A 20,074-nucleotide genomic window follows, 5' to 3' on the forward strand; every position below is an offset into this window, starting at 1 on the left:
GAGCCGTGCGCCTGCGGTTGAATTGCAGGCTGCACAATAGCCATCGAATCGGCGCCGCCGAACTCTCCCGCTGACGCAAAATCCAAATGAATTTCAAAAGCCTTGAGGTCTTTTACTGGGTGGTCAACTTCAGCAGCTTCAACAAAGCTGCGGCAAAACTGCACACGACTCAGCCTGCAGTCTCACAACGCATTGCGGCGTTGGAGAAGGAACTGGGTATCAAGGCGTTGGACCGGACGTCTCGCGCGGTAAAGCTCACCGCGAAGGGCCGCGTCCTGTACGGGTACGCCGAGCGTTTCATGGCGCTGCATTCGGAAATGATGATGAAGGTAGCCGAAGAGCAGGCGATCAGTGGAGTCATTCGCCTGGGCGTTGCCGAAACCATCGTTCATACCTGGCTGGTGGAGTTCCTGGAGCAATGCCGCAAGCGCTATCCCAACGTGATCATCGATTTTGTCGTGGATATCACGCCCACCCTGCGCGAAGACTTGAAGTCGGGTGAGTTGGACATGGCTTTCCTGCTCGGGCCATTGAATGACGATGTGCTGATTGAAAGGCCGCTTTGCAGCTACGAACTCAACTTTCTTTCGGCGCCTTCGCTGAAAGTGGGGAAAGAACCTTTGTCGAATAGCGAGGTAGCGCGCCATCCTCTGATCACTTTTCCCAAGCGAACCTACCCGTATACGTTTCTTCATCGGGAGCTGACCACCCCCGAGCATGGCGCGCCTCGGATCTTCACCAACTGGTCCCTGTCCACCATCGTTCGCATGGCAGAGGATGGCTATGGCGTATGCGTCGTCCCGCGGTTGGCGGTAGCGAAGGAAGTGGCGCAGGGGCGGTTGAAGGTTCGGCGGGCGCAGATGCAACTGCGTGATCTGTCCTTTGCCGTGGCTTATGCGCCAGGCAGTGACCAACAGACGAAAGATGCGTTGTCCGAGCTTGCCGGCGAGATTGCGCGGGCTTCATCCGCTGGCAATCCGCGTGGGCGAAGAAAAGCCCGCCTCTAGCAGTTCTTTCACCTCGTCAACGTATTAGTGGTTTCCCTGATAACTGCGGACTTCGTGCGCCCGCTGAAAGTGCACGCTCCTCGGAAAACTGCGATCAATAAGACAGCCTTATTGATTTCTATCCAAAGATAGGATTGGTTGTTATGAAACGACCGGGATGTAATGGGTGCGCAAAATCCCATTCAGCCTGGAGCAGCCTTGAATTCCGCAGATCCCACATCCGCCTTTGCCATCACGCTTGGTGACGTGCAGCAGGCACACGAACGCATTCGTTCCCACATCGTGCGTACCCCCTTGCTGGAGAGCGCATCGCTCAATGCATTGACGGGGGCGCGGGTGTTGATCAAGGCCGAGTCCTTGCAGAACGCCGGCGCCTTCAAGTTCCGCGGCGCGGTCAATCGGTTGCTGCAACTGAGCGACGCAGAAAAGCGAGCAGGCGTGGTGGCCTTTTCATCCGGCAACCATGCGCTGGCCACGTCGTTGGTGGCACGCACGTTAGGCATTTCGGCGTCGATCATCATGCCGGCCGACGCGCCCCGCGCCAAGATTGAGGGCGCACGCGCGAATGGTGCGGAGGTGGTGCTGTACGACCGCCAGAAGGACGACCGCGAAGCAATTGGCGCGGAAATCGCAGGCAGGACCGGCGCAGTGATCGTCCCGCCCTATGACGACCCCCACATCATGGCCGGACAAGGCACCGTCGGCCTGGAAATCGTCGAGCAAGCCCGCGACATGGGCGCGTCGCTGGACATCGTGATTGCGGCGTCCAGCGGCGGCGGTCTGGTTGCTGGCGTGGCGACGGCCGTCAAGTCGCTGTCGCCCGAAACGGCTGTGTATGCCGGTGAGCCAGCGGGCTTTGACGAACTGGCGCGATCGCTGGCATCCGGCCAGCCTGAAAGCAATGCGCCCGGCGCCAAGTCGATCTGCGACGCACTGCAGGTGGTCAAGCCGGGCAAGCTGACCTTTCCGATCAACCTGGACCTGCTTTCCGGCAGCCTTGTCGTCACCGACGACGAGGTCAGGCGTGCAATGAAAGCCGCGTATCAGCACCTGCGTCTGGTGGTGGAGCCGGGCGGCGCCGTGCCGCTTGCCGCCGTGCTGGCGGGAAAAATCGACGTTGCGGGCAAGACCGTTGTCGTCGTACTGAGCGGCGGCAACGTCGATACCCCTGTGTTCATCGAGGCGTTGAACGCCTGACCTATCATGCTGAATTCCGAATCCAAGACATATCACCGCGTTGCACGCACCATCGACGACTTCATGCGCGTCGACTACACCGGCGTGGGACTGATCGGCAATCTCTACGAGGCGCTGCAGTCGCGTCAGCCCGGATATGCCTGCATGGGCGCTGCCGAGCGGTTGCAGAAGGCCGCCCAGGAAAGCGCCGGCCCGATCCTGATTGCGACAGGTTTTCCGGAAGGCGGCGGTGCGCCCGAAACCGATGGCCCGATCGGTGCCGCGCTGATGGCCCGGGCCTTCTTCCTGGGGTTGCGTCGCGAGACCGTCATCGTCATCGACGAAGACTGGGAGGAGATGATGATCGCCACCTGCCGCGGCGCGGGCCTGGCGCCGATGCCGTTTCCGGAAGATGGCGTCATCAAGCCCTTCGATTTCTTGCGGCCGGTGTATATCAAGACGGTCCCCAAGGACGATCGCGGCGCCCACGCGGTTTGCGACGCGCTGGTGACAATAACGCGTCCCTGCGCCGCGATCGCAATCGAGCGGCCCGGAAAAAATGCCAAGGGCCTGTACCACGGGTTGGGCGGTCGCCCGCTGGACGGGTTGGTCGCTAATCTGGACTATCTGTTCGAGAGAATCCAGGCGGCAAAGATTCCGTTCATCGGCATCGGTGACGGCGGCAACGAGCTGGGCATGGGCGTGATTGCCGAGGATTTGCCACGGTTTTCACCCAAGGCCGCGGATACCGGCACGCCGGGACGCGGCGGCGTCGCCGCTGTCACGGCTGCCGACTGGCTGGTGGTGTCGAACATCTCCAATTTTGGTGCAACGGGCGTGGTGGCGGCGCTTGCTGCCTTGCTGGAGAACCCGGTGGTGTTCCACGAGCCCGAACTGGAAATCCGCAGCACCGAGCTGTGCGTCGCCAGCGGCGGCGTGGATGGCATGTTCATGGCCCCGGAGCCAGCACATGACGGCATTGCCATGCAGGAGTACGCAGGGATGGTTCGCGCACTGCGTGGCAGTGTGATGCGCGCGCTGGGTCACTCGATCAACTGGCAGGGGCATCAGGGCGACTGGAGGCAACTGAAATGAGCGCAACCACCATCTCCGGTCGGCTGGCCGAACTGGGACTTGCATTGCCAACCGTCAATCCGCCGCGCGGCAGCTACGTCCCGGCCGTGCGCGCCGGAGACTTGCTGTTCGTAGCGGGACAAGCGCCGCGGCGCAACGGCGTGCTGGAGTTCTCGGGCCGCGTGGGGCGCGATCTGAGCGTCGAGCAAGGCCGCGATGCTGCGGCGCTGTGCGCGCTCAACGTGCTCGGCCATCTGGCTCAGGCCTGCGGGGACGATCTGGCGCGCGTCGCCGGCTCGGTGCGGCTGGCCGGTGTGGTCAATTGCGCCGAGGACTTTGATGCCCATTCGAAGGTCCTGGACGGCGCTTCGGATCTGCTGACCGCTGTCCTGGGCGAGCGCGGCCTGCATGCGCGCATCGCCACCGGCGCTTCGTCGTTGCCGTCGGGCATGGCGGTGGAAGTCGAAGCCATATTCCAACTCAAACCATAAGTCAGGGCGGGGCGTCCGCCTGACATCCGCAAGGGGAAAATTCGTGCAAGCAACTCTGACTCAGCCCGCCTACGCGGGAAATGCGCCGGACCGGAATGCCGTCTACCGCAAGGTGGCGCTGCACATCATGCCGTTTCTCATGTTGTGCTACGTGGCGGCGTATCTGGACCGCATCAATATCGGCTTTGCCAAGCTGCACATGCTGAACGACCTGGGCTTCAGCGATGCCGTTTATGGCTTGGGCGCGGGACTGTTCTTTATCGGGTATCTGATCTTCGAGGTGCCCAGCAATCTGCTGATGATGCGCATCGGCGCCAAGCGGACGATTTCCCGCATCATGATTCTGTGGGGCATCATTTCGGCCGGCTTTGCCTTTGTCGAGACGCCGACGCAGTTTTACGTGTTGCGCTTCCTGCTGGGCGCGGCCGAGGCCGGCTTCTATCCTGGCGTGATCCTGTATCTGACCTATTGGTTTCCCGCAAACAAGCGCGCAAAGATGGTGGCGCTTTTTGTGGGTGCGGTGCCGTTGTCAGGAATGATCGGCGCGCCGCTTTCCGGCGCCATCATCGAATGGGGCCATGGTGCGCACTCGTTGGCTGGCTGGCAATGGATGTTCCTTATCGAAGCCGTGCCGTCGCTGATCCTCGGCCTGTTGTGCCTGAAATACCTGGCCGACAGCCCCGCGGTTGCCCCGTGGCTTACCCAGGGCGAGCGCGAGCTGGTGGAAGGCGAACTCCAGGCCGAGCGCGAGCTCACCCGTCACGACAAGTCCACCGTGTCGCTCGCGGCCACGCTGAAAGATCGGCGGGTGTGGAAGATGACCAGCATCTGCTTCTGCTCGGCCATCTGCTCTTACGGCGTGTCGTTCTGGCTACCCACGCTTGTGCAGCAGCTGAACGTGGGGGACGTCATGCACGTGGGTCTTTACACCGCAGTGCCGTTCACCGCGGCTTTCGTGGTGATGTATCTGATCGGCCGCAGTTCTGATCGCATGCGCGAGCGCCGCTGGCATCTGGTTGGACCGTTCACCTGCGTGTGCGTCGGCTTGATTGGCAGTGTCTGGTTCCATGGGTCGATGGGGCTGGCGCTTCTGTCGCTGACGATCGCCGCGGTTGGCGCCTACAGCACGACGTCCATGCTGTTCACGATTCCTGGACTGTTTCTTTCGGGCGTCGGCATGGCAGCGGGCGTGGCACTGATCAACTGCTTCGGCGGACTGGGCGGATTTGTCAGCCCGTATGTCGTCGGCGTCGTCAAGGATGTCACAGGCAGCACCGATAATGGCGTGATATTTATCGCCTGCGTGGCAATGATCGGTGCGGCCCTTACGTTGACGCTGCCCAAGAAGCTGGTGAACCGTTGATCCGATGCATTGGCCGCTCAGGCATTGCCTGCGGCCAACGCATCAAACAAGCGATCCCCGCCCATTTGCCCGCCCTTGAGCATCAGTTCAATTCCGTCGATCACGGGGTCGTCGCTGCGTGCAACGCTGACCGTCACCCCCGGCGCCAGCACGCAGCGAAACGCCAACCCCCACAATCCCAAGGCAAGCGTCGCCTGGCTTGAAGTGTCTCCGCCCGCGATGCCAATGCGGTTCAGCCGATGACCGGTCTTTGCGCTGGCGCGCACGATGTCCGCGACGAGGCTGGCGGTGGCGCGGGCTGTTGCGGCGGTCTGGTCCGCGCTGACCGAGCCGGCAGGCCTGTCGGTATACACCAGGACGTTGCGGCCTTCGGCCAATGTCGCGGCGGCCAACGCGATCTGTTGCGCGGCATAGCCGGCATCAGCCAGCAGCCGCACGACTTGCAGCGGTTGGCGCGTATAGCTTTCGCACGCAGCGATCTGTCGCGCGGTGACGGGCGACAGGCTGCCCGCGACGACCAGCACCGGGCCGTCCGACGGGCCGAGCGGGGCCGGTTGTGTAGCGGGGGCTTGTCCGGCGGGCCGGACGCGGGCCAGGGCTTGCTGCACGCTGCTCGGGCCGACGGCCACGAGCGGGGCGCGGGCTGCCTCGCGTTGAATCAGGCGGCCGATCACGGCGAGCTGCGATTCGTCCACCAGATCCAGGAGCAGCGGTCCGTCCGCGTTTTCCATGACCTGATCGATCCACCCATCGAGCTCGGCGATGTTCGTACCGGAATTCACGGCGGGGTCGGCGCCCGCGTTCACTGCCAAGTTCGCAATCGGGGGATAAGCAACATGCGGCACCGACCGCACGCCCTCCAACCCCTGCGCCTCCAAATGCCGTCGCAAATCCGCCTCGTGCATCGGCGTGACAGGATGCACGCTCATCACGGGATGGCGATCGATGCGATGAATCTCCGGCGCAGACCCCGCGCGCGCAAAGAGGTTTCCAAAACTGCAATACCGGCCAATGCTGGGCTGCCCGCCAACGATCGGCACGATGGGGTTCGCAAAATGCCGGCGCAGCTCCCGCACTGCCACCCCGATGCTGCCAATATGCGGCGAACTGTCGAACGTCGAACAGCACTTGTAATGCAGCACGCGCGCGCCGGTGCTTGCCATGAACGCGCCAACCGCGCGCAGTTCCTCGACCATCTCCGCCGGGGCCATCCCACGCGCGGCGCCCGCGATGCCGATGGCATCCAATGGCCCGGCACGTTCCAGTTGCGAAGAAGAAGGCACGCCCAAAAACAGCAGGCTGCGCAGGCCCGCCCGGGCGACCTCGGCGAGCGTGTCAGTGGCGCCGGTGAAGTCGTCGCCATACCAGCACACCTGCGGCGCGGTGCCGCCAATCATGCGCGGCTTCCAAAAAACTCCAGCGCGCGCTGCAACTCAGGCGCGTTGCGGGCGTAGTCTTCCAGCTGCTGGTTGTCCCGCACGGCGTGCCACGCCTGACGAATGCTTTGCACCCCTGCCGCCGGACCATCCGGATGCGCCAGAATGCCCCCGCCCGACATGAACAGCAGATCGTCGCTGCGCACGGCCGTCCAGGTCGCGGGCACCGTACCGGCCCACTGACCGGACGAGAAAGCAGGCATGACGGCGTCGTCGATCCCAGGGGTCAACGACGCCAGGCAATCGCGCGCCGAGTCGACGACTTCGCTGTCCTCCTGCGAAAACTTGCCTTGCAGACCATGCACGTGCATGTGGTCCACACCGGCCAGCCGCCACAGCGTCTGATACGCCTGGAATCCCATGCCCAGCAGCGGATGGCGCGATAGCGCGCCGAACCCATTGCGATGACCATGCAGCGCCAGCGGCGTGCTGCGGCGCAAAGTCTGGATGGCGGAATAGCCGCACCAGTTCAGGCTGGCCATGACGCAGGTGCCGCCTTCGCGTTCGATCAGTTCGGCGTGGCGGCGCATGGCGTCGGTTTCGTCGGTGATGTTGAACGCGACCATCACGTTGCGGCCGGTGCGTTCGCGGTGCGCGCGCACTACGGCCATCACGGCGGCGACGCGCTGGGCGAGCGGGGCGTGGGCCGGGTTGGCGCACACCTCGTCGTCTTTGATGAAGTCCACGCCGGCCGCGCACAGCTGCGCCACCAGGTGCGCGGTCTGCTCGGGCGAGAAGCCGACGTTTGGCTTGATGATGGTGCCGACCAGCGGACCCTTGTCCACGCCGGTCAACGCGCGCGTGCCGGCGATGCCGACCTGGGGCAGGTCGAATTGCGCGCGGTAGTTGGCGGGCAGCTCCATGCTTTCGAGCCGCAGGCCGGTGACTTCGCCCAAGTCGTACAGATTGCCGCCGACCGTGGCGGCCAGCGTGGGCAGGTTGGCGCCCACGTTGGCGACCGGAAACGCGATGCGAATCCGCGCGCGCTGAAATTTGCCGGGCATGCCGCCCGGCTGGCGCGCGAGATATGCATTGGGCAGGCTGGGCGTGTCGACCGTTTCCAGCGTTTCGATGGATTCGATCCGGGCGCGGGCGCGGGCGCGCAGTTCGTCCGTTTCGCCCTGCACGCGCGTGAAGGTGCCGCAGGACTGCTCGCCGGCCATGACCTCCGCAACCTTGGCGGGGTCGACGGGGGTCTCAATCAGGTAGGTGGCGGTAAACGATTGGGAATTCATGGTGGCGTGTGCGGCAGGGGTGTATCAGAGGCGGCTCAGGTCGGGGAAGGCGCGGACGGGGTCCTTGCCGTCCCAGTTCACCGAGCTTTCGCGGATCAGGTCGAAGAGGCGGCCTTTGGGGCCGGCCACTTCGGAGAGCTCGATGACGGTGCCGGGGTGGTATTCGGTGTCAAAGTAAATGAAGCGGCCTTTCTCGCCGACTTCACCGCTCATCTTGGGCTTGAAGCCTTGCGCAAGCAGGCGCTCCAGGTCGGCGTCGTAGCTTTCGGTCCAGTAGGCGACGTGCTGCAGGCCGGTGCGGCCGGCTTGCAGGAAGTCTCGGTACATGGAGGGCACGTCGTTGCGGGTCTGGATCAGTTCGACCTGCACGTAGCCGGAATTGGCCAGGGCGACGGAGTTGTGCGGTTCATAGCCCTTGCCGTCGTATTGGTAATTGACGATGGGCACGCGCGGGTTGTAGTACCAGGGTCCCACGCCGAGCTTGGTGCTCCAGTAGTCCATGGCGGCTTCGATGTCGTGCACGACATAACCGAGTTGGCGGATCTCGCCCAGGAAACGACTCATGTTGGATCTTTATAAAAGGGTGGCTGAGAGACGGGAAGGGCGCGGCCCGCAAGGGGCCGCGCCGCGTCACAGGAAACCGATGGAGAACCAGGGGAAGGCGGCGACGACGATCAGGCCGATCAGCAGCGCGCCGATATAGCCCCAGATCGGGCGGATGCCTTCGTTGGGATCGACGCGGCTGATTGCGCAGGCGCCGTAGTAGCCGACACCGAAGGGCGGTGCGAACAGGCCGATGCCCATGGCGAAGATCACGACCATCGCGTAATGGACTTCATGCACGCCGGCCTGCACCGCGATCGGGAACAGCAGCGGGCCGAACAGCACGATGGCGGGGATGCCTTCCAGCACGCTGCCCAGGATGATGAAGGCCACGATGGAGACGGCCAGGAAGCCGTAGCTGCCGCCGGGCATGCCCGCCATCAGCTTGGCCAGATCGCCCGAGAAGCCCGATTGCGTCAACGCCCACGCCATCGCGGTGGCGCAGCCCACGATCAGCATGATGGCGCCGGACAGGGAGGCAGTCTCGATCAGCATGGGCTTGACGCGCGCCCAGTCGAAGCAGCGGTAGATCACAAGGCCCACGACGACGGAGTACACGATGCCGATGGTGGAGACCTCGGTGGCGGTGGCCACGCCTTCGACGACGGCGGCGCGGATCACGAACGGCAGGGCCACGGCGGGCAGCGCGATCATGAAGAAGCGGCCGATCTCTTTGAAGGTGAAGCGCTGGACGAGGCTCAGGTCTTCCTTTCGGTAGCGCCACCAGACCACGCCGCACAGGGCCAGGCCCAGCACGACGGCGGGCAGCAGGCCGCCCGTAAACAGCGCGGCGATCGACACGCCCGTCACCGACCCGATGGTGATGAGCACGATGGACGGCGGAATCGTCTCGGTCTGCGCGCCGGTGGCGGACAGCAAGGCGACCAGATCCCCAGGCTTGGCGCCGCGCTTTTTCATTTCGGGGAACAGCACGGGCGCGATGGCCGCCATGTCGGCGATCTTCGAGCCCGAGATGCCGGACACCAGATACATGGCGCCGATCAGCACGTAGGACAGTCCGCCGCGCACGTGGCCGAGCAGGCTGGCCAGAAACTGGATCATGGCGCGCGCCATGCCTGTCATTTCGATCAGCGAGCCCAGGAAGATGAAGAGCGGCACCGCGAGCAGCATCAGGTGCGACATGCCTTCGTCCAGCCGGCCCACCATGACGACCATCGGCGTGTTGGTGGTCAGCGCCAGGTACGAGAAGGTGGCCAGCGCGAACGAGAATGCGATCGGCACGCCCGAAAACACGGTGGCGGCGACGATGCCCACGAAGAAGATCACCAGGTTCAGCTTGCCCAGTCCGGAGAACAGGGGCTGCGCGAGCCAGAACAGGCCGACGACCGCCGCCACGCCCGCCAGCGCCATCGCCACCTGCGGCAGCGGCTGCGTGCGCAAGAGGCGCAGCAGCGCAATGACGCCCATCAGGCCCATGCCAACCGGAATCGCCGAGGCACGCCACGCATTGCTCAGTTCCAGCGCCGGCGTGATGATGAAGTGTTCTTCATGCGCGTACTCGATGGCGGGCGCCAGGATCAGCACCAGGAACGCCAGCGACGCCGCAAGCGCTGCGGTTTCAAGCTGCGCGCGACGCGCCGGGCTGACGTTGTTCACCAGCGCCGTCATGCGCATGTGCTCGCCGCGCCGCAACGCCACGACGGCGCCCAGCATGGACAGCCAGAGGAACAGGATCGACGCCAGTTCGTCGGACCAGACCAGCGGGCTGTGGAACGCGTAGCGCGCCACCACGCCCGCAAACAGGACGAGGATCTCGACCAGCACGATGGCTGCGGCAACGTGTTCGACCACGGTGCCCAACACGCTGTCGAGCGCGCCGGCCGCCCGGCGCAGGGGATTGGCCGGCAGCGCGGGCGCCGCGGCGTGGGGAGCGGACAGGGAGGACATGGCGCGCGACCTCAGGCCAGCTTGCCGACGGACTGCTCCAGGAGGCCCCAGGCCTCATTGCCGAACCGGCCTTGCCATTCCTTGTAGAAGCCCGCGGTGCGCAGTTGTTCGCGGAAGCTGTCGGCGGACGGCTGGTTGAACACCAGGCCCTTGGATTCCAGGTCTGCCTGCACCGAGGCGTTGAGCTTCTTGATGTCTTCGCGCTGGGCCAGGCCGGCTTCGTTGATGCCGCGCGCCACAACCGTCTTCAGGTCGGCGGGCAGGCCTTCCCACATGCGGCCGTTGGCGATGAACCAGTAGCCGTCCCAGATGTGCTTGGTCAGCGAGCAGTACTTCTGCACTTCGTACAGTTTGGCGACCTGGATGATGGGCAGGGGGTTTTCTTGCGCGTCCACCACCTTGGTCTGCAGCGACGAGTAGACCTCGCTGAACTGCAGGCTGGCAGGCGCGGCGCCCAGGCCCTTGAACATGGAGATCGGCAGCGAGCTCACCGGCACGCGGATCTTCAGGCCGTCCATGTCAGCGGCCGTATTGACCGGACCCTTGCTGCTGGTGGTCTGGCGGAAACCGTTGTCCCACATCTTTTCAAAGGCGTAGAGCTTGCGCTGCGCGATGGCGGCGCGCACGTGGGCGCCCAGCGTGCCGTCCATGGCGTTCCAGACCTGGTCGTAGTCCTTGAACGCGAAGCCGACGGCGTTGATGGCGGCCACCGGCACCAGCGTGGCGATCACCAGGGCGGACGGCGTGAAGAAGTCGATGCCGCCCGAGCGCACCTGAGCCAGCATGTCGGTGTCGCCGCCAAGCTGGTTGTTCGGGAAGATCTTGATGTCGACGCGGCCGTTGCTTTCCTTGAGGATGCGTTCGGCCGCTTCCTGGGCGCGGATGTTCAGCGGATGCGTCACCGGCAGGTTGTTGCCGTACTTGAGCGAGAAATCGGCGGCGCGGGCGATCAGCGGAAAGCCGGTGCCGGCGACGGCGAGGGCGGGAACCGCGCAAAGGCGGCGCAGGGCACTGCGGCGAGTAAGCAGCTTCATGGTTGTCTCCGTTGTCTTGCTTATGATGTTTTTTGATGTGCCACAAAACCGCCTTAGCCCTGCGGCACTGTGGACAATAGTGAATAGGCGCTATCATCGTCAAATCTTATTCATGATGGTTTTTGATGTGAATAGAAGTGCCTCCTCTCGTGGACTCGCCAAGCTGGCGGACGTGGCTGCCCGCGCGGGCGTGTCGACGGCCACGGCCGATCGCGTGCTCAATCGCCGGCCCGGCGTGCGCCCGGCCACGGCGCAAAAGGTCTTCAAGGCCGCCATCGAACTGGATTACCTGCCGGACGAAGAGGCGTACGCGGCCCCCGCGCCCGAGCCGATGCGGCTGGTGTTCCTGCTGCCGCGCGGCAGCAATCGCTATCTGCGCATGCTGGGCGATACCGTCAACTTTGCGCACGAGCACTTTGCGCCGTTAAATGCCAAGTGCCATGTCGAGTACGTGGAAAGCTTCAATCCCGATGCGCTGGCGCAGGCGCTGGCCAAACATGGCAAGCGGGCCGACGGAATTGCGTTCATGGCGCTGGAGCACCCCGTGGTGCGCGAGGCCGTGAATGCGCTGGCGCAGCAGGGCGTGCCGACGGTGACGCTGATCTCCGACATCGCCAACAGTGCGCGCACGGCTTACGTGGGGTTGGACAATCGGGCCGCCGGGCGCACGGCCGGCTATCTGATCGCGCGCTTTATCGGGATGCGCGCGGCGCATGTGGCGCTGATCGCGGGGTCGCGGCATTACCGCGCCCATGAAGAGCGGGAAAGCGGATTTCTGCAGCTCTACGCCGAACAATTCCAAGCCATGCAGGTGGTGGACCTGCGCGAAGGCTATGACGACGCGCAGCGCAACTACGAACAGACGCGGCAGTTGCTGGAGCAGTATCCGCAGCTTGCCGGGATTTACAACATCGGCGGCGCGTCAGACGGTGTAGCCCGCGCGCTGAAAGAAGCAGGGCAGCAGCACCGGGTTGTTTTCATCGGGCATGGACTGACGCCGGACACGCGTTCGCTGCTGATCGACGGCACGATGGACGCCGTGATCACGCAAAGCCCGATGGAAGCGCTGATGAGCTGTGTCCGCATTTTCAGCAATCTGCGGGATAAGCGCAGCGCGATGAATGGGGTGGAATTGGCGCGCAGCCAGGTGATATTCCGGGAGAACCTGCCGTAGGGGTGGGGGCGGGCGTATTATTTCGGCTATGGGCTCGCACCCAGTGCGGCAGCGGCGGGGCACGCCGCTGCCTACTTCAACGGATGGTTCCTCTACAACGGTTGCCCGGCGCTTGCCGGCGGACGGCCGTGAAGGCGCTGCGCCATGGACCACACAGCCGACCGCCAGGCCATTCCCGCCTCTTGCGAGGCGGGGTTCGCCGCGCGATCACCGGCGGGTGATCACGATTTCCATGTACTCGCTGGGCACCACGACCGCCGAATCGCCAGAGCGGTTGAAGCGTTGGATCTGCGCGGTGATGTCGGCCGTCAGTGCCGTCTGCGCCGCCGGTTCCAGCGCGCCGAAGGCCTTGAGCAGCGGGCCGTAGTAGGTCTTGAAGACCTGCATCCAGTGCTCGGGCGAGCGGTAGCGGAACACGAAGTGGCGCGGTTCGCACTGAATCGACGCGGCTTGCGATCCGAACATCTCTTCGATGCGCGCCTTGGTTCCCCACAGCGCGGGCGACTTGACGCCGGCGGGCGGGGGCAGGTGCTTGCCGATGGTCTTGAAGATCTGGCCGATGAAGCCGTCGGGCGTCCAGTTGGCCAGGCCGATCTTGCCGCCGTGCTTGCACACGCGCATCAGCTCGGACGCGGCCTTGTCCTGGTCTGCCGTGAACATCACCCCGAAGGTCGACATGACGACGTCGAACGCGGCGTCGGGGAAGGGCAGCGCCTCGGCGTCGGCCTCCTGGAATTCGATCTTCAGGCGTTCCGCGGCGGCGCGTTCGCGGCCGCGGCTGAGCAGCGCGGGCACGTAGTCGGTCGACGTGACGTCGCACCAGCGGCGGGCGGCGGCCAGCGTGGCATTGCCGTTGCCGGCGGCAACGTCCAGCACCTTCTGCCCGGCGCGGACATCAAGGGCTTCGCAAAGCTGTTCTCCTACGATCTGCAGCGTGGTGCCGACGACGGCGTAGTCCCCGGAGGACCAGGTGCCCTGCTGGCGGGTCTTCAAGGCGGCCAGGTCGGGCTGTGCGGTTTCGCGCACGTCACTGGTGGCAAGGGAGGAAATGGACATGGTGACTCTCCGTTATTGCGTGGGGTGCGCGACAGCATCCATTGCCAGCGCGCCGGGGTAGTGCAACCAGCGCCGAGAAGGAATTCGCGTGCCGTGCGCCCCGGAAACAACGATAAAAACCAGGCGTGGAGGCGAGCGTGGTAGCGGGCGTGGAATCTGCCGTGGATTCGACCGGCGCGGGCATCCACGTGCGCATGCTGGGACCGCTGGCGATCAGCCGCGGGGGCGCGCCGCTGGCGTTGCCGCCGTCGCGCAAGCTGCGGGCGCTGATCGCCTACCTGGCGCTGGCCCCGAACGCCGTGATGCGGGCGCACCTGTGCGAATTGCTGTGGGATATTCCGAACGATCCGCGCGGCGAGCTGCGCTGGTGCCTGAGCAAGGCGCGCGGCCTGCTGGATGAGCCGGGCCGCCGCCGGGTCGAGACGGTGCAGGACGCGGTGCGCCTCGACCTGTCCGATTGCCGCGTGGATGTCCTGGACATCGGCGCGGCAATGCAGGACGGCATCGACAAGGCGGGTCCCGACAGACTGCGCGCCCTGTTGGCGCTGTTCCAGGGCGATTTCCTGGAAGGGCTTGAGATCGGCCGCAGTCCGTTCTTCCATAGTTGGCAGACCGCGCAGCGGCGGCGCCTGCGGGCTTGCCATGCGGCCGTGCTGGCGCACCAGGCCGCAAGCCTGCCGGCGGGCGCGGAAGAACGCTTCGCCTGCCTGGACAAGTGGCTGCAATTGGCGCCGTTCGATGCGCAGGCGCATGAACTGATGCTGGACGCGCTGGGCCTGCGCGGGCAGTGGCGCGAGGGCGAGGAACATCTGGCTGCGGCCGTGCGCGCGTTTGAGGCCGAGGGGCTGGATGGGCGGCCGCTGCGCGAGGCGTGGCGTGACGTGCGCGCCCGGCGGGCGGGCGGCGTGCAGACGTTGGGGCAGGGCTTGGGTCAAGCGCTGGATCCGGCTTTTGCGGTGGCGCCGCGTTCTGGAGAGGCGGGGGCGACGATCACGGCCGAGACAGGCGCGCAGATCACGGCCGACCCGCCGCTCCAGCCGACGCCTGAAGCGGATCTGCTTTCCCGCCTTTCCGAGCTCCCGCCGGACCGGCGCGGACGGGCATCCATCGCGGTCATGCCGTTCGTGGACCGGTCCGCGCAGGCCGGTGTACGGGGCGGATTGGCGGACGGCCTGGCCTTTGACGTTATCGCGCGGCTGGCAAAGCTGCGCAGCCTGTTCGTCATTGCGCAGGGCACCGTGTTTGCGCTGGATCAGCGCAGCGTCGGACCGGAGGAAGCGGGCCGCACGCTCAACGTGGATTATGTCGTCAGCGGCTCGCTGCGGCGCCACGGTCAGCGCCTTGCCGTGGACGTGCAACTGGTCGATTCACGCACGGCGCGTATCGTCTGGGCCGATGTCCTGGATCACCCGTTCGATGACGCCTTGCTGGCGCTGGACGAGATCGGCAACCGGATCGTGGCGTCCGTGGACATCGAGATCGAGGCGGCCGAGCGCAACCGCGCGATCCTGACGCCGCCCAATTCGCTGGACGCTTGGCAGGCGCATCACCGCGGCCTGTGGCATATGTACCGGTTCAACCGTACCGACAATGAGCAGGCCCGGCATTTCTTCGAGATGGCGGTGCGGCTGGATCCGACGTTTTCGCGGGCCTATGCGGGCTTGTCGTTCACGCATTGGCAGACCGCGTTCCAGCGTTGGGACGAGCAGGGCGATGCCATCGACCGGGCGTTCGAAACCGCCGGCCAGAGCCTGATCGCCGATGACCGCGATCCGGCGGCGCATTGGGCGATGGGGCGGGCGCTGTGGCTGCGCGGCAGCCAGGATCAGTCGGTCAGCGAACTGCGGATCGCCGTGGACCTCAGCCCCAACTTCGCGCTGGGCCATTACACGCTGGGCTTTGTCGACTGCCAGATGGGCGATGCGCAAGCCGCCATCGGCGCATCCGATCACTCGCGCCACTTGAGCCCTTTCGATCCACTGCTGTTCGGCATGCTGGCCGTGCGCGCACTGGCGCTGGTGCGGCTGGGCCGGATCGAGGAGGCGGCCGGATGGGCGATCAAGGCCGCCGCGCGCCCCAACGCGCACGTGCACATCCTGGCGATTGCCGCCTGCTGCCTGTCGCTGGCCGGCCGAACTGACGAGGCGCTGGGGTTTCTGCCCGCCATTCGCAAGGCGCAGGCGACCTACCGGGTCGACGACTTCCTGGCGTCATTCCGGCTGGAGCCCGACACGCAGGCGCTGTTCCGCGAAGGAGCGCGGCGGATCGGAATCGGATAGTGCAGCATTCGCCACGCATCGCCAGATTTCGCTTGCTAGGTAGCTGCCTAGGCAGCTAATATCCCGTCATTGATTTCGACGGCGGCGCGCCGGGCCCATCATGAGCAACGCAACTCCTTCTGTGCTGGACGAACTGTGCACCGGCGAACTGGGATTCCTGGTGACGTCGGTGCGCAACGGCATTCTGGACGCACTGGACCGCGATCTGGCCCCGTTGCAGATAACCGTGCAGCAGTACGTCGTGCTCAATTGCATCGTCAAGGGGTGGGGCCGCACGCTCAGCGACTTCTGCCGGGTGCTGTCCTATGACTCGGGCGCCATGACCCGATTGCTGGATCGGATCGTGGCCAAGGGCTTCATTCGCCGGGTCGAAAACGAAGCCGACCGCCGCAGTTCGCTGATCGAGCTGACCGAACAGGGCAAGGCGGCTTTTCCGCAGGCGCGCCAAGCCACCGAAGTGGCGTTTCGCCGGCTGCTGGACGGCTTTTCCGAGGTAGAGGCGCAAGTGCTGCACAAGCTGCTATCCCGAATCCTGATCAACGCGCGGCCGGATTAATTTGCCGGGCGCTTTTTTTATCCATATACCTGCCTAGGCATATACAGCCTGGGCTGTGAATAATGTCCCAACCCAAGCCTTCCGTCCCGCTGCTCCTCGTCATCGGCGCGCTGACGTTCATCGACTTCCTGCAGAACGGCATGGCCACCTTTGGCGCAGCGCCCATCATGGGAGAAATCGGCGCCAGCCCCGAGGAATACACCCACATCGCGCTCATCTACGCCTGCGTGGCGGTCATGATGATCGCGTTGCAGGGCTGGCTTACGCATCGGCTGGGCTTGCGCGCCTACCTGCTGGCGTCGCTGGCCGCCGCCGGCATGGGCGCGGCGGTCTGCGCGCTGGCGCAGGACCCCGCGCAATTCCTGTTGGGGCGCGTGTTGATGGCGCTGGGCTGCGCAGCGATGCTTACCTCGTCCCGGCTGACCGTCAACCTGATTCCACCCAGCCCCGCGCGCTTTCTGGGCATCAAGGCCTTGGCGACCGGTCTGTGCCTGGGGACCGCGCTGGCGCCCTGGCTGGCCGCGATGGCGGTCGAGCACGATGGCTGGCCGTTGATGTTCTGGCTGATCGCGGCGTTGTCGGTGCTGGCGATGGCGCCCGTCTTGCTGGCCATGCCGGGACGCGAGGCGGGATCTGTCCTGGCCGGCAACGTGCGCCTGCTGCCGATCGCCGCGCTGGGCGCGGGCAGCTTCCTGGTGCTGCATGCGTTGCAGCGCGCCTATTACGACTTCTTCAGCCACGGCAGCCTCCTGGCGCTGTCGGCGGCGGCGGGGGTAGCCGCGCTGGGTTATTTCGTGTGGTCGGAAACGCGCAACGGCGCGCCGCTGCTCCGGCTGGGCGGCATGAACGAAGCGCGGTTCCTCTGCGGACTGGCGCTCTTCACGGTCTGCTATGTGATGCTCGGCGCCAATGGCTACCTGGTGCCGGTGATGCTGCAGCGTGCGCTGGGGCAGGCCTGGGTCACCGCGGGCAAATTCTTTGCGCTGGGATTGGGGGCGGGCGTGCTGACCTGGGCCGTGATGTCGCAATTGCTGCCGCGCTGGCCCTCGCCGCGCAAGTTCTTCGTGACCGGCTTCCTGGCGCTGGCGGCGTTCGGGGTGTGGATGTCACGCCTGACGCCCACGGCCAACATGTGGACCGACGTGTTTCCCGCGCTGGCCTGCTACGGCATGTTCATCATGACCCTCATGCCCACGACCGCGATGCAGACCTTTACGGGCCTGACGGGCGACCCGGCAGTGTTCGCTCATGCGCAGCAGGTCAAGAACATGCTGGCGCAGGTCGGCCAGGCGCTGGGGATCATGCTGGCCACCATCGGCCAGCAGTGGTTCACGTCGCGGCACTACACGGTGCTGCGGGAAAGCATTGCGACCGGCAACGCGCAGTTCGAGGCGGCGATGGCGCAGCTGACCGCCTATTTCACCACGGCCGCGGGGCCGGCACAGGCGCAGCAGCTTGCCACGGCGCAGATCGCGCAATTGCTGGACCAGCAGTCGGTGCTGCTGGCCAGCCTGGATCATTTCCGAATCGTGGCGGGCGTGGCGCTGGTGGCGGCCGTCGTCAGCCTGGTCCAGCGCGTGTTCCGCTAGGGGCAGGGTTCAGTTGCCGCCCAGCTGCGCGATGATCTGCCGCGCCACGTCTGCCAGCGACAGGCCGCCGTCCATCGCCGCGCGTTGCAGGCGTTCGTGCGCCGCCTGCTCGGTCAGGCCGTAGCGGCTGATCAACAGCAGCTTGGCGCGGTCGATGCGTTTCCTGTCGTCCAGCGCGCCACGCACGCTGGTCAGCGCATCGTCGGCCTGCTGCATGCGCAGCGTCTGCTCGCGCATCATGTCCAGAATCGACCGTTCCAGCTCGCCGCCCACGCCGTCCTCGGGCGGCACGTCCAGGATGCGGCTCTGCACGCTGAACACCATGCTGGGGACGCGGCCGCTGGCATGATCGGTGTAGCGGCTGAGCAGGAGGCGGCGGTCGTCCAGTTCCTGGCGGGTGTCGGCGATGCGCCGGGCGCACTGCTGCGCCAGTTCCTGCGCCAATTGGGTTTCAACGTTGCGCATGGCGTCGATGCGCGCCGTACACAGGTCGAACCACAGCTCGGCCAGGCCGCTGTCGACGCGCTGCGCGTCCGACGTGTGCTGCGCCATGTCGCGCATGCGTTGCACGGGTTGCGCCTGCTGCTGGATCTGGTCCCACGCCTGCAGTGGCGCGCCCTGCACATACTGCGAGTAGACGCCGAAGCTGCGGGCCTGGTTGGCCGCGAGGCCCAGCATGCGCGCCTTGCGGGCGTCGTCGAACCAGCCGGCTGTAAAGCCCATGACGCCGCAGGCGCGCTCCTGGCCGCTCAGTTCCTTGCCTTGCATGAAATTCAGCAGCGCCACCAACAGGCGCGTGACATCCGGATCGAGTGAAGAGTCGGCGGCTTCGAAGACCACTGCAAGCAGGCTGCCGATCACCTGGGTGAATCGGGTATCGGCGTCTTCCACCGCCACGCGCCGGTCGCGGACCTCGCGGCGCAAGGCCGGCAGCTCGTCCAGCCGGAAGAGGGCGTAGGCGATGCAATTGAGCAGGCGTGCCCGGCCGCTGCCGGCCGCGGGGTCGGATTCCAGCCCATCTAGAAATGTGCGTACGCCGGCTTCCACGGCCTGCGCGTCGCTCGACAGGCCGGCCAGCACCGGCTGCAGCCGGTCCGCGGCGCTGCACAGGGTCAGGTTGGAGTAGCCGCGCTCCTTTTGCAGCGCGTGCACCAGCGCGCTGATGCGCAGCACCAGGTCGCAGGTGGCGGCCAGGACTTCCAGTCCCTGAAGCTCGCTGCGGCGGGCGGCGAGCAGGAAGCGCAGCGGCGGCGGCATGTGGCGTTCGGCCATCGGTATCTCTGTGCGGGGTGAGGCGCGTCTTCGCGGAAATCAGGCCGTCCAGCGTTGCGGCGCAAGCACGCCGCCCGCGTCGTCCAGCACGCCGAACATCCGGCAGGCGGCAACTTCGCCGATGACCAGCACGGCAGGGCTGCACAACCGGAAGGTATGGGCATCGGACGCCATGCTGGCCAGCGTCGACGGACAGACCCGCTGGCCGGGAAGCGACGCGCGCTCGATCATCGCTACCGGCGTGTCCGGCGCCATGCCGGCGGCCAGCAACTGGGCGGTCATGTCGTGCACCTTTGCCACACCCATGTAGACCACCAGCGTCGTGCCGCTGCGTGCCAAGCCGGACCAGTCGGGCGTTGCGCCGTCCTGCGAATGCGCGGTGATGAGTGTAACGCCCTGGGCCATGCCACGCAGCGTCAGCGGAATCCCGGCCGACGTTGCCGCGGCCAGCCCGGCGGTGATGCCGTTTACGATTTCGCAGGCGACGCCGTGGTCGCTGAGCCACTGCGCTTCCTCGCCGCCACGGCCAAAGATGCAGGGATCGCCGCCCTTGAGCCGCGCCACGCGCAGGCCCTGGCGGGCGTAGCGCAGCATCAGGCGCTGGATGAAGTCCTGCGGCGTGGAGCGGCAGCCCCCGCGCTTGCCCACGCGCACGATGCGGGCGTTGGGGCAGTGCTGCAGGATCTCGGGGTTGACCAGGTCGTCGACCAGGACCACGTCGGCCCGGGCAAGCGCCTTGACGGCTTTCAAGGTCAGCAGCTCGGGATCGCCGGGGCCGGCGCCGATCAGGGACACGGTGGGATTCGTGGCGGGCATGGTCG

17 protein-coding genes are annotated in these 20,074 nt (G+C 65.7%); 9 read left to right on the top strand and 8 right to left on the bottom strand.

Going from position 1 to position 20,074, the window contains the following annotated elements:
* Nucleotides 1-86: 86 nt before the first annotated feature.
* From AC6CIE_RS03480 to AC6CIE_RS03500, 5 genes are all read left to right on the top strand, one after another.
* Nucleotides 87-1,007 (top strand): LysR family transcriptional regulator, encoded by a 921-nt coding sequence (locus AC6CIE_RS03480; RefSeq protein ID WP_498091164.1) that lies wholly within the window; start codon nt 87-89, stop codon nt 1,005-1,007.
* A 198-nt stretch (nt 1,008-1,205) separates the two neighbouring features.
* Nucleotides 1,206-2,204, top strand: coding sequence for a threonine ammonia-lyase (locus AC6CIE_RS03485; protein WP_239212507.1), 999 nt, complete (start codon nt 1,206-1,208; stop codon nt 2,202-2,204).
* Between the two features lie 6 nt (nt 2,205-2,210).
* Complete coding sequence (locus AC6CIE_RS03490; RefSeq protein WP_239212509.1) at nt 2,211-3,278, top strand: DUF4392 domain-containing protein; 1,068 nt, start codon at nt 2,211-2,213, stop codon at nt 3,276-3,278.
* Nucleotides 3,275-3,748, top strand: a complete 474-nt coding sequence (locus tag AC6CIE_RS03495) for a RidA family protein (protein WP_239212511.1) — start codon at nt 3,275-3,277, stop codon at nt 3,746-3,748. The genes AC6CIE_RS03490 and AC6CIE_RS03495 overlap by 4 nt, the downstream gene beginning before the upstream one ends.
* Nucleotides 3,749-3,791: 43 nt before the next feature.
* Nucleotides 3,792-5,111, top strand: coding sequence for an MFS transporter (locus AC6CIE_RS03500; RefSeq protein WP_239212513.1), 1,320 nt, complete (start codon nt 3,792-3,794; stop codon nt 5,109-5,111).
* 17 nt (nt 5,112-5,128) lie between these two features.
* Here the strand turns inward: AC6CIE_RS03500 and AC6CIE_RS03505 are convergent, their stop codons facing one another.
* The 5 genes from AC6CIE_RS03505 to AC6CIE_RS03525 form a co-directional block, all read right to left on the bottom strand.
* Nucleotides 5,129-6,508 carry a four-carbon acid sugar kinase family protein gene (locus AC6CIE_RS03505; protein ID WP_239212515.1) on the bottom strand — a complete coding sequence of 460 codons (1,380 nt, stop codon included), beginning with the start codon at nt 6,506-6,508 and terminating at the stop codon, nt 5,129-5,131.
* Nucleotides 6,505-7,782, bottom strand: a complete 1,278-nt coding sequence (locus tag AC6CIE_RS03510; protein ID WP_498091167.1) for a ribulose-bisphosphate carboxylase large subunit family protein — start codon at nt 7,780-7,782, stop codon at nt 6,505-6,507. The genes AC6CIE_RS03505 and AC6CIE_RS03510 overlap by 4 nt, the downstream gene beginning before the upstream one ends.
* Before the next feature lie 24 nt (nt 7,783-7,806).
* On the bottom strand, nt 7,807-8,346 hold the full coding sequence (locus AC6CIE_RS03515; RefSeq protein ID WP_175121125.1) for a VOC family protein: 540 nt from the start codon (nt 8,344-8,346) through the stop codon (nt 7,807-7,809).
* A gap of 66 nt (nt 8,347-8,412) precedes the next feature.
* Entirely contained in the window at nt 8,413-10,293 is a 1,881-nt protein-coding gene (locus tag AC6CIE_RS03520; RefSeq protein WP_175121126.1) for a TRAP transporter large permease, read from the bottom strand.
* Nucleotides 10,294-10,304: 11 nt separating this feature from the next.
* Nucleotides 10,305-11,327, bottom strand: coding sequence for a TRAP transporter substrate-binding protein (locus AC6CIE_RS03525; RefSeq protein ID WP_498091169.1), 1,023 nt, complete (start codon nt 11,325-11,327; stop codon nt 10,305-10,307).
* A gap of 112 nt (nt 11,328-11,439) precedes the next feature.
* On the opposite strand from AC6CIE_RS03525, the gene AC6CIE_RS03530 reads away from it, so the two are divergent.
* The gene (locus AC6CIE_RS03530) at nt 11,440-12,501 is read left to right on the top strand and encodes a LacI family DNA-binding transcriptional regulator (protein WP_175121127.1); all 1,062 of its coding nucleotides are present in this window, start codon (nt 11,440-11,442) and stop codon (nt 12,499-12,501) included.
* 207 nt (nt 12,502-12,708) lie between these two features.
* Here AC6CIE_RS03530 and AC6CIE_RS03535 read toward each other — a convergent pair whose 3' ends face one another.
* Nucleotides 12,709-13,557: a class I SAM-dependent methyltransferase gene (locus AC6CIE_RS03535; protein ID WP_056562271.1), complete on the bottom strand. Its 849-nt coding sequence runs from the start codon at nt 13,555-13,557 to the stop codon at nt 12,709-12,711.
* Between the two features lie 161 nt (nt 13,558-13,718).
* Between AC6CIE_RS03535 and AC6CIE_RS03540 the strand changes: the two genes are divergently transcribed.
* From AC6CIE_RS03540 to AC6CIE_RS03550, 3 genes are all read left to right on the top strand, one after another.
* Nucleotides 13,719-15,836 carry a transcriptional regulator gene (locus tag AC6CIE_RS03540; protein ID WP_498091171.1) on the top strand — a complete coding sequence of 706 codons (2,118 nt, stop codon included), beginning with the start codon at nt 13,719-13,721 and terminating at the stop codon, nt 15,834-15,836.
* A 100-nt stretch (nt 15,837-15,936) separates the two neighbouring features.
* Nucleotides 15,937-16,392, top strand: coding sequence for a MarR family winged helix-turn-helix transcriptional regulator (locus AC6CIE_RS03545; protein WP_498091173.1), 456 nt, complete (start codon nt 15,937-15,939; stop codon nt 16,390-16,392).
* Nucleotides 16,393-16,454: 62 nt separating this feature from the next.
* Nucleotides 16,455-17,981: an MFS transporter gene (locus AC6CIE_RS03550; protein ID WP_498091175.1), complete on the top strand. Its 1,527-nt coding sequence runs from the start codon at nt 16,455-16,457 to the stop codon at nt 17,979-17,981.
* A 9-nt stretch (nt 17,982-17,990) separates the two neighbouring features.
* On the opposite strand, the gene AC6CIE_RS03555 is transcribed toward AC6CIE_RS03550, so the two are convergent.
* Together AC6CIE_RS03555 and cobA are read right to left on the bottom strand one after the other, a co-directional pair.
* On the bottom strand, nt 17,991-19,253 hold the full coding sequence (locus tag AC6CIE_RS03555) for a nitrate- and nitrite sensing domain-containing protein (RefSeq protein WP_452000898.1): 1,263 nt from the start codon (nt 19,251-19,253) through the stop codon (nt 17,991-17,993).
* Between the two features lie 39 nt (nt 19,254-19,292).
* Complete coding sequence (gene cobA / locus AC6CIE_RS03560; RefSeq protein ID WP_498091177.1) at nt 19,293-20,069, bottom strand: uroporphyrinogen-III C-methyltransferase; 777 nt, start codon at nt 20,067-20,069, stop codon at nt 19,293-19,295.
* Nucleotides 20,070-20,074 lie beyond the last annotated feature (5 nt).

It is taken from the genome of Achromobacter sp. GQ309 (assembly GCF_059759315.1).

Bases quoted from the DNA above. Each gene is read 5' to 3' on its own strand.
- AC6CIE_RS03480 (WP_498091164.1), top strand. From the start codon at position 87: ATGAATTTCAAAAGCCTTGAGGTCTTTTACTGGGTGGTCAACTTCAGC.
- AC6CIE_RS03490 (WP_239212509.1), top strand. From the start codon at position 2,211: ATGCTGAATTCCGAATCCAAGACATATCACCGCGTTGCACGCACCATC.
- AC6CIE_RS03495 (WP_239212511.1), top strand. From the start codon at position 3,275: ATGAGCGCAACCACCATCTCCGGTCGGCTGGCCGAACTGGGACTTGCA.
- AC6CIE_RS03505 (WP_239212515.1), bottom strand. From the start codon at position 6,508: ATGATTGGCGGCACCGCGCCGCAGGTGTGCTGGTATGGCGACGACTTC.
- AC6CIE_RS03510 (WP_498091167.1), bottom strand. From the start codon at position 7,782: ATGAATTCCCAATCGTTTACCGCCACCTACCTGATTGAGACCCCCGTC.
- AC6CIE_RS03515 (WP_175121125.1), bottom strand. From the start codon at position 8,346: ATGAGTCGTTTCCTGGGCGAGATCCGCCAACTCGGTTATGTCGTGCAC.
- AC6CIE_RS03520 (WP_175121126.1), bottom strand. From the start codon at position 10,293: ATGTCCTCCCTGTCCGCTCCCCACGCCGCGGCGCCCGCGCTGCCGGCC.
- AC6CIE_RS03525 (WP_498091169.1), bottom strand. From the start codon at position 11,327: ATGAAGCTGCTTACTCGCCGCAGTGCCCTGCGCCGCCTTTGCGCGGTT.
- AC6CIE_RS03530 (WP_175121127.1), top strand. From the start codon at position 11,440: ATGATGGTTTTTGATGTGAATAGAAGTGCCTCCTCTCGTGGACTCGCC.
- AC6CIE_RS03535 (WP_056562271.1), bottom strand. From the start codon at position 13,557: ATGTCCATTTCCTCCCTTGCCACCAGTGACGTGCGCGAAACCGCACAG.
- AC6CIE_RS03545 (WP_498091173.1), top strand. From the start codon at position 15,937: ATGAGCAACGCAACTCCTTCTGTGCTGGACGAACTGTGCACCGGCGAA.
- AC6CIE_RS03550 (WP_498091175.1), top strand. From the start codon at position 16,455: ATGTCCCAACCCAAGCCTTCCGTCCCGCTGCTCCTCGTCATCGGCGCG.
- AC6CIE_RS03555 (WP_452000898.1), bottom strand. From the start codon at position 19,253: ATGGCCGAACGCCACATGCCGCCGCCGCTGCGCTTCCTGCTCGCCGCC.
- cobA (WP_498091177.1), bottom strand. From the start codon at position 20,069: ATGCCCGCCACGAATCCCACCGTGTCCCTGATCGGCGCCGGCCCCGGC.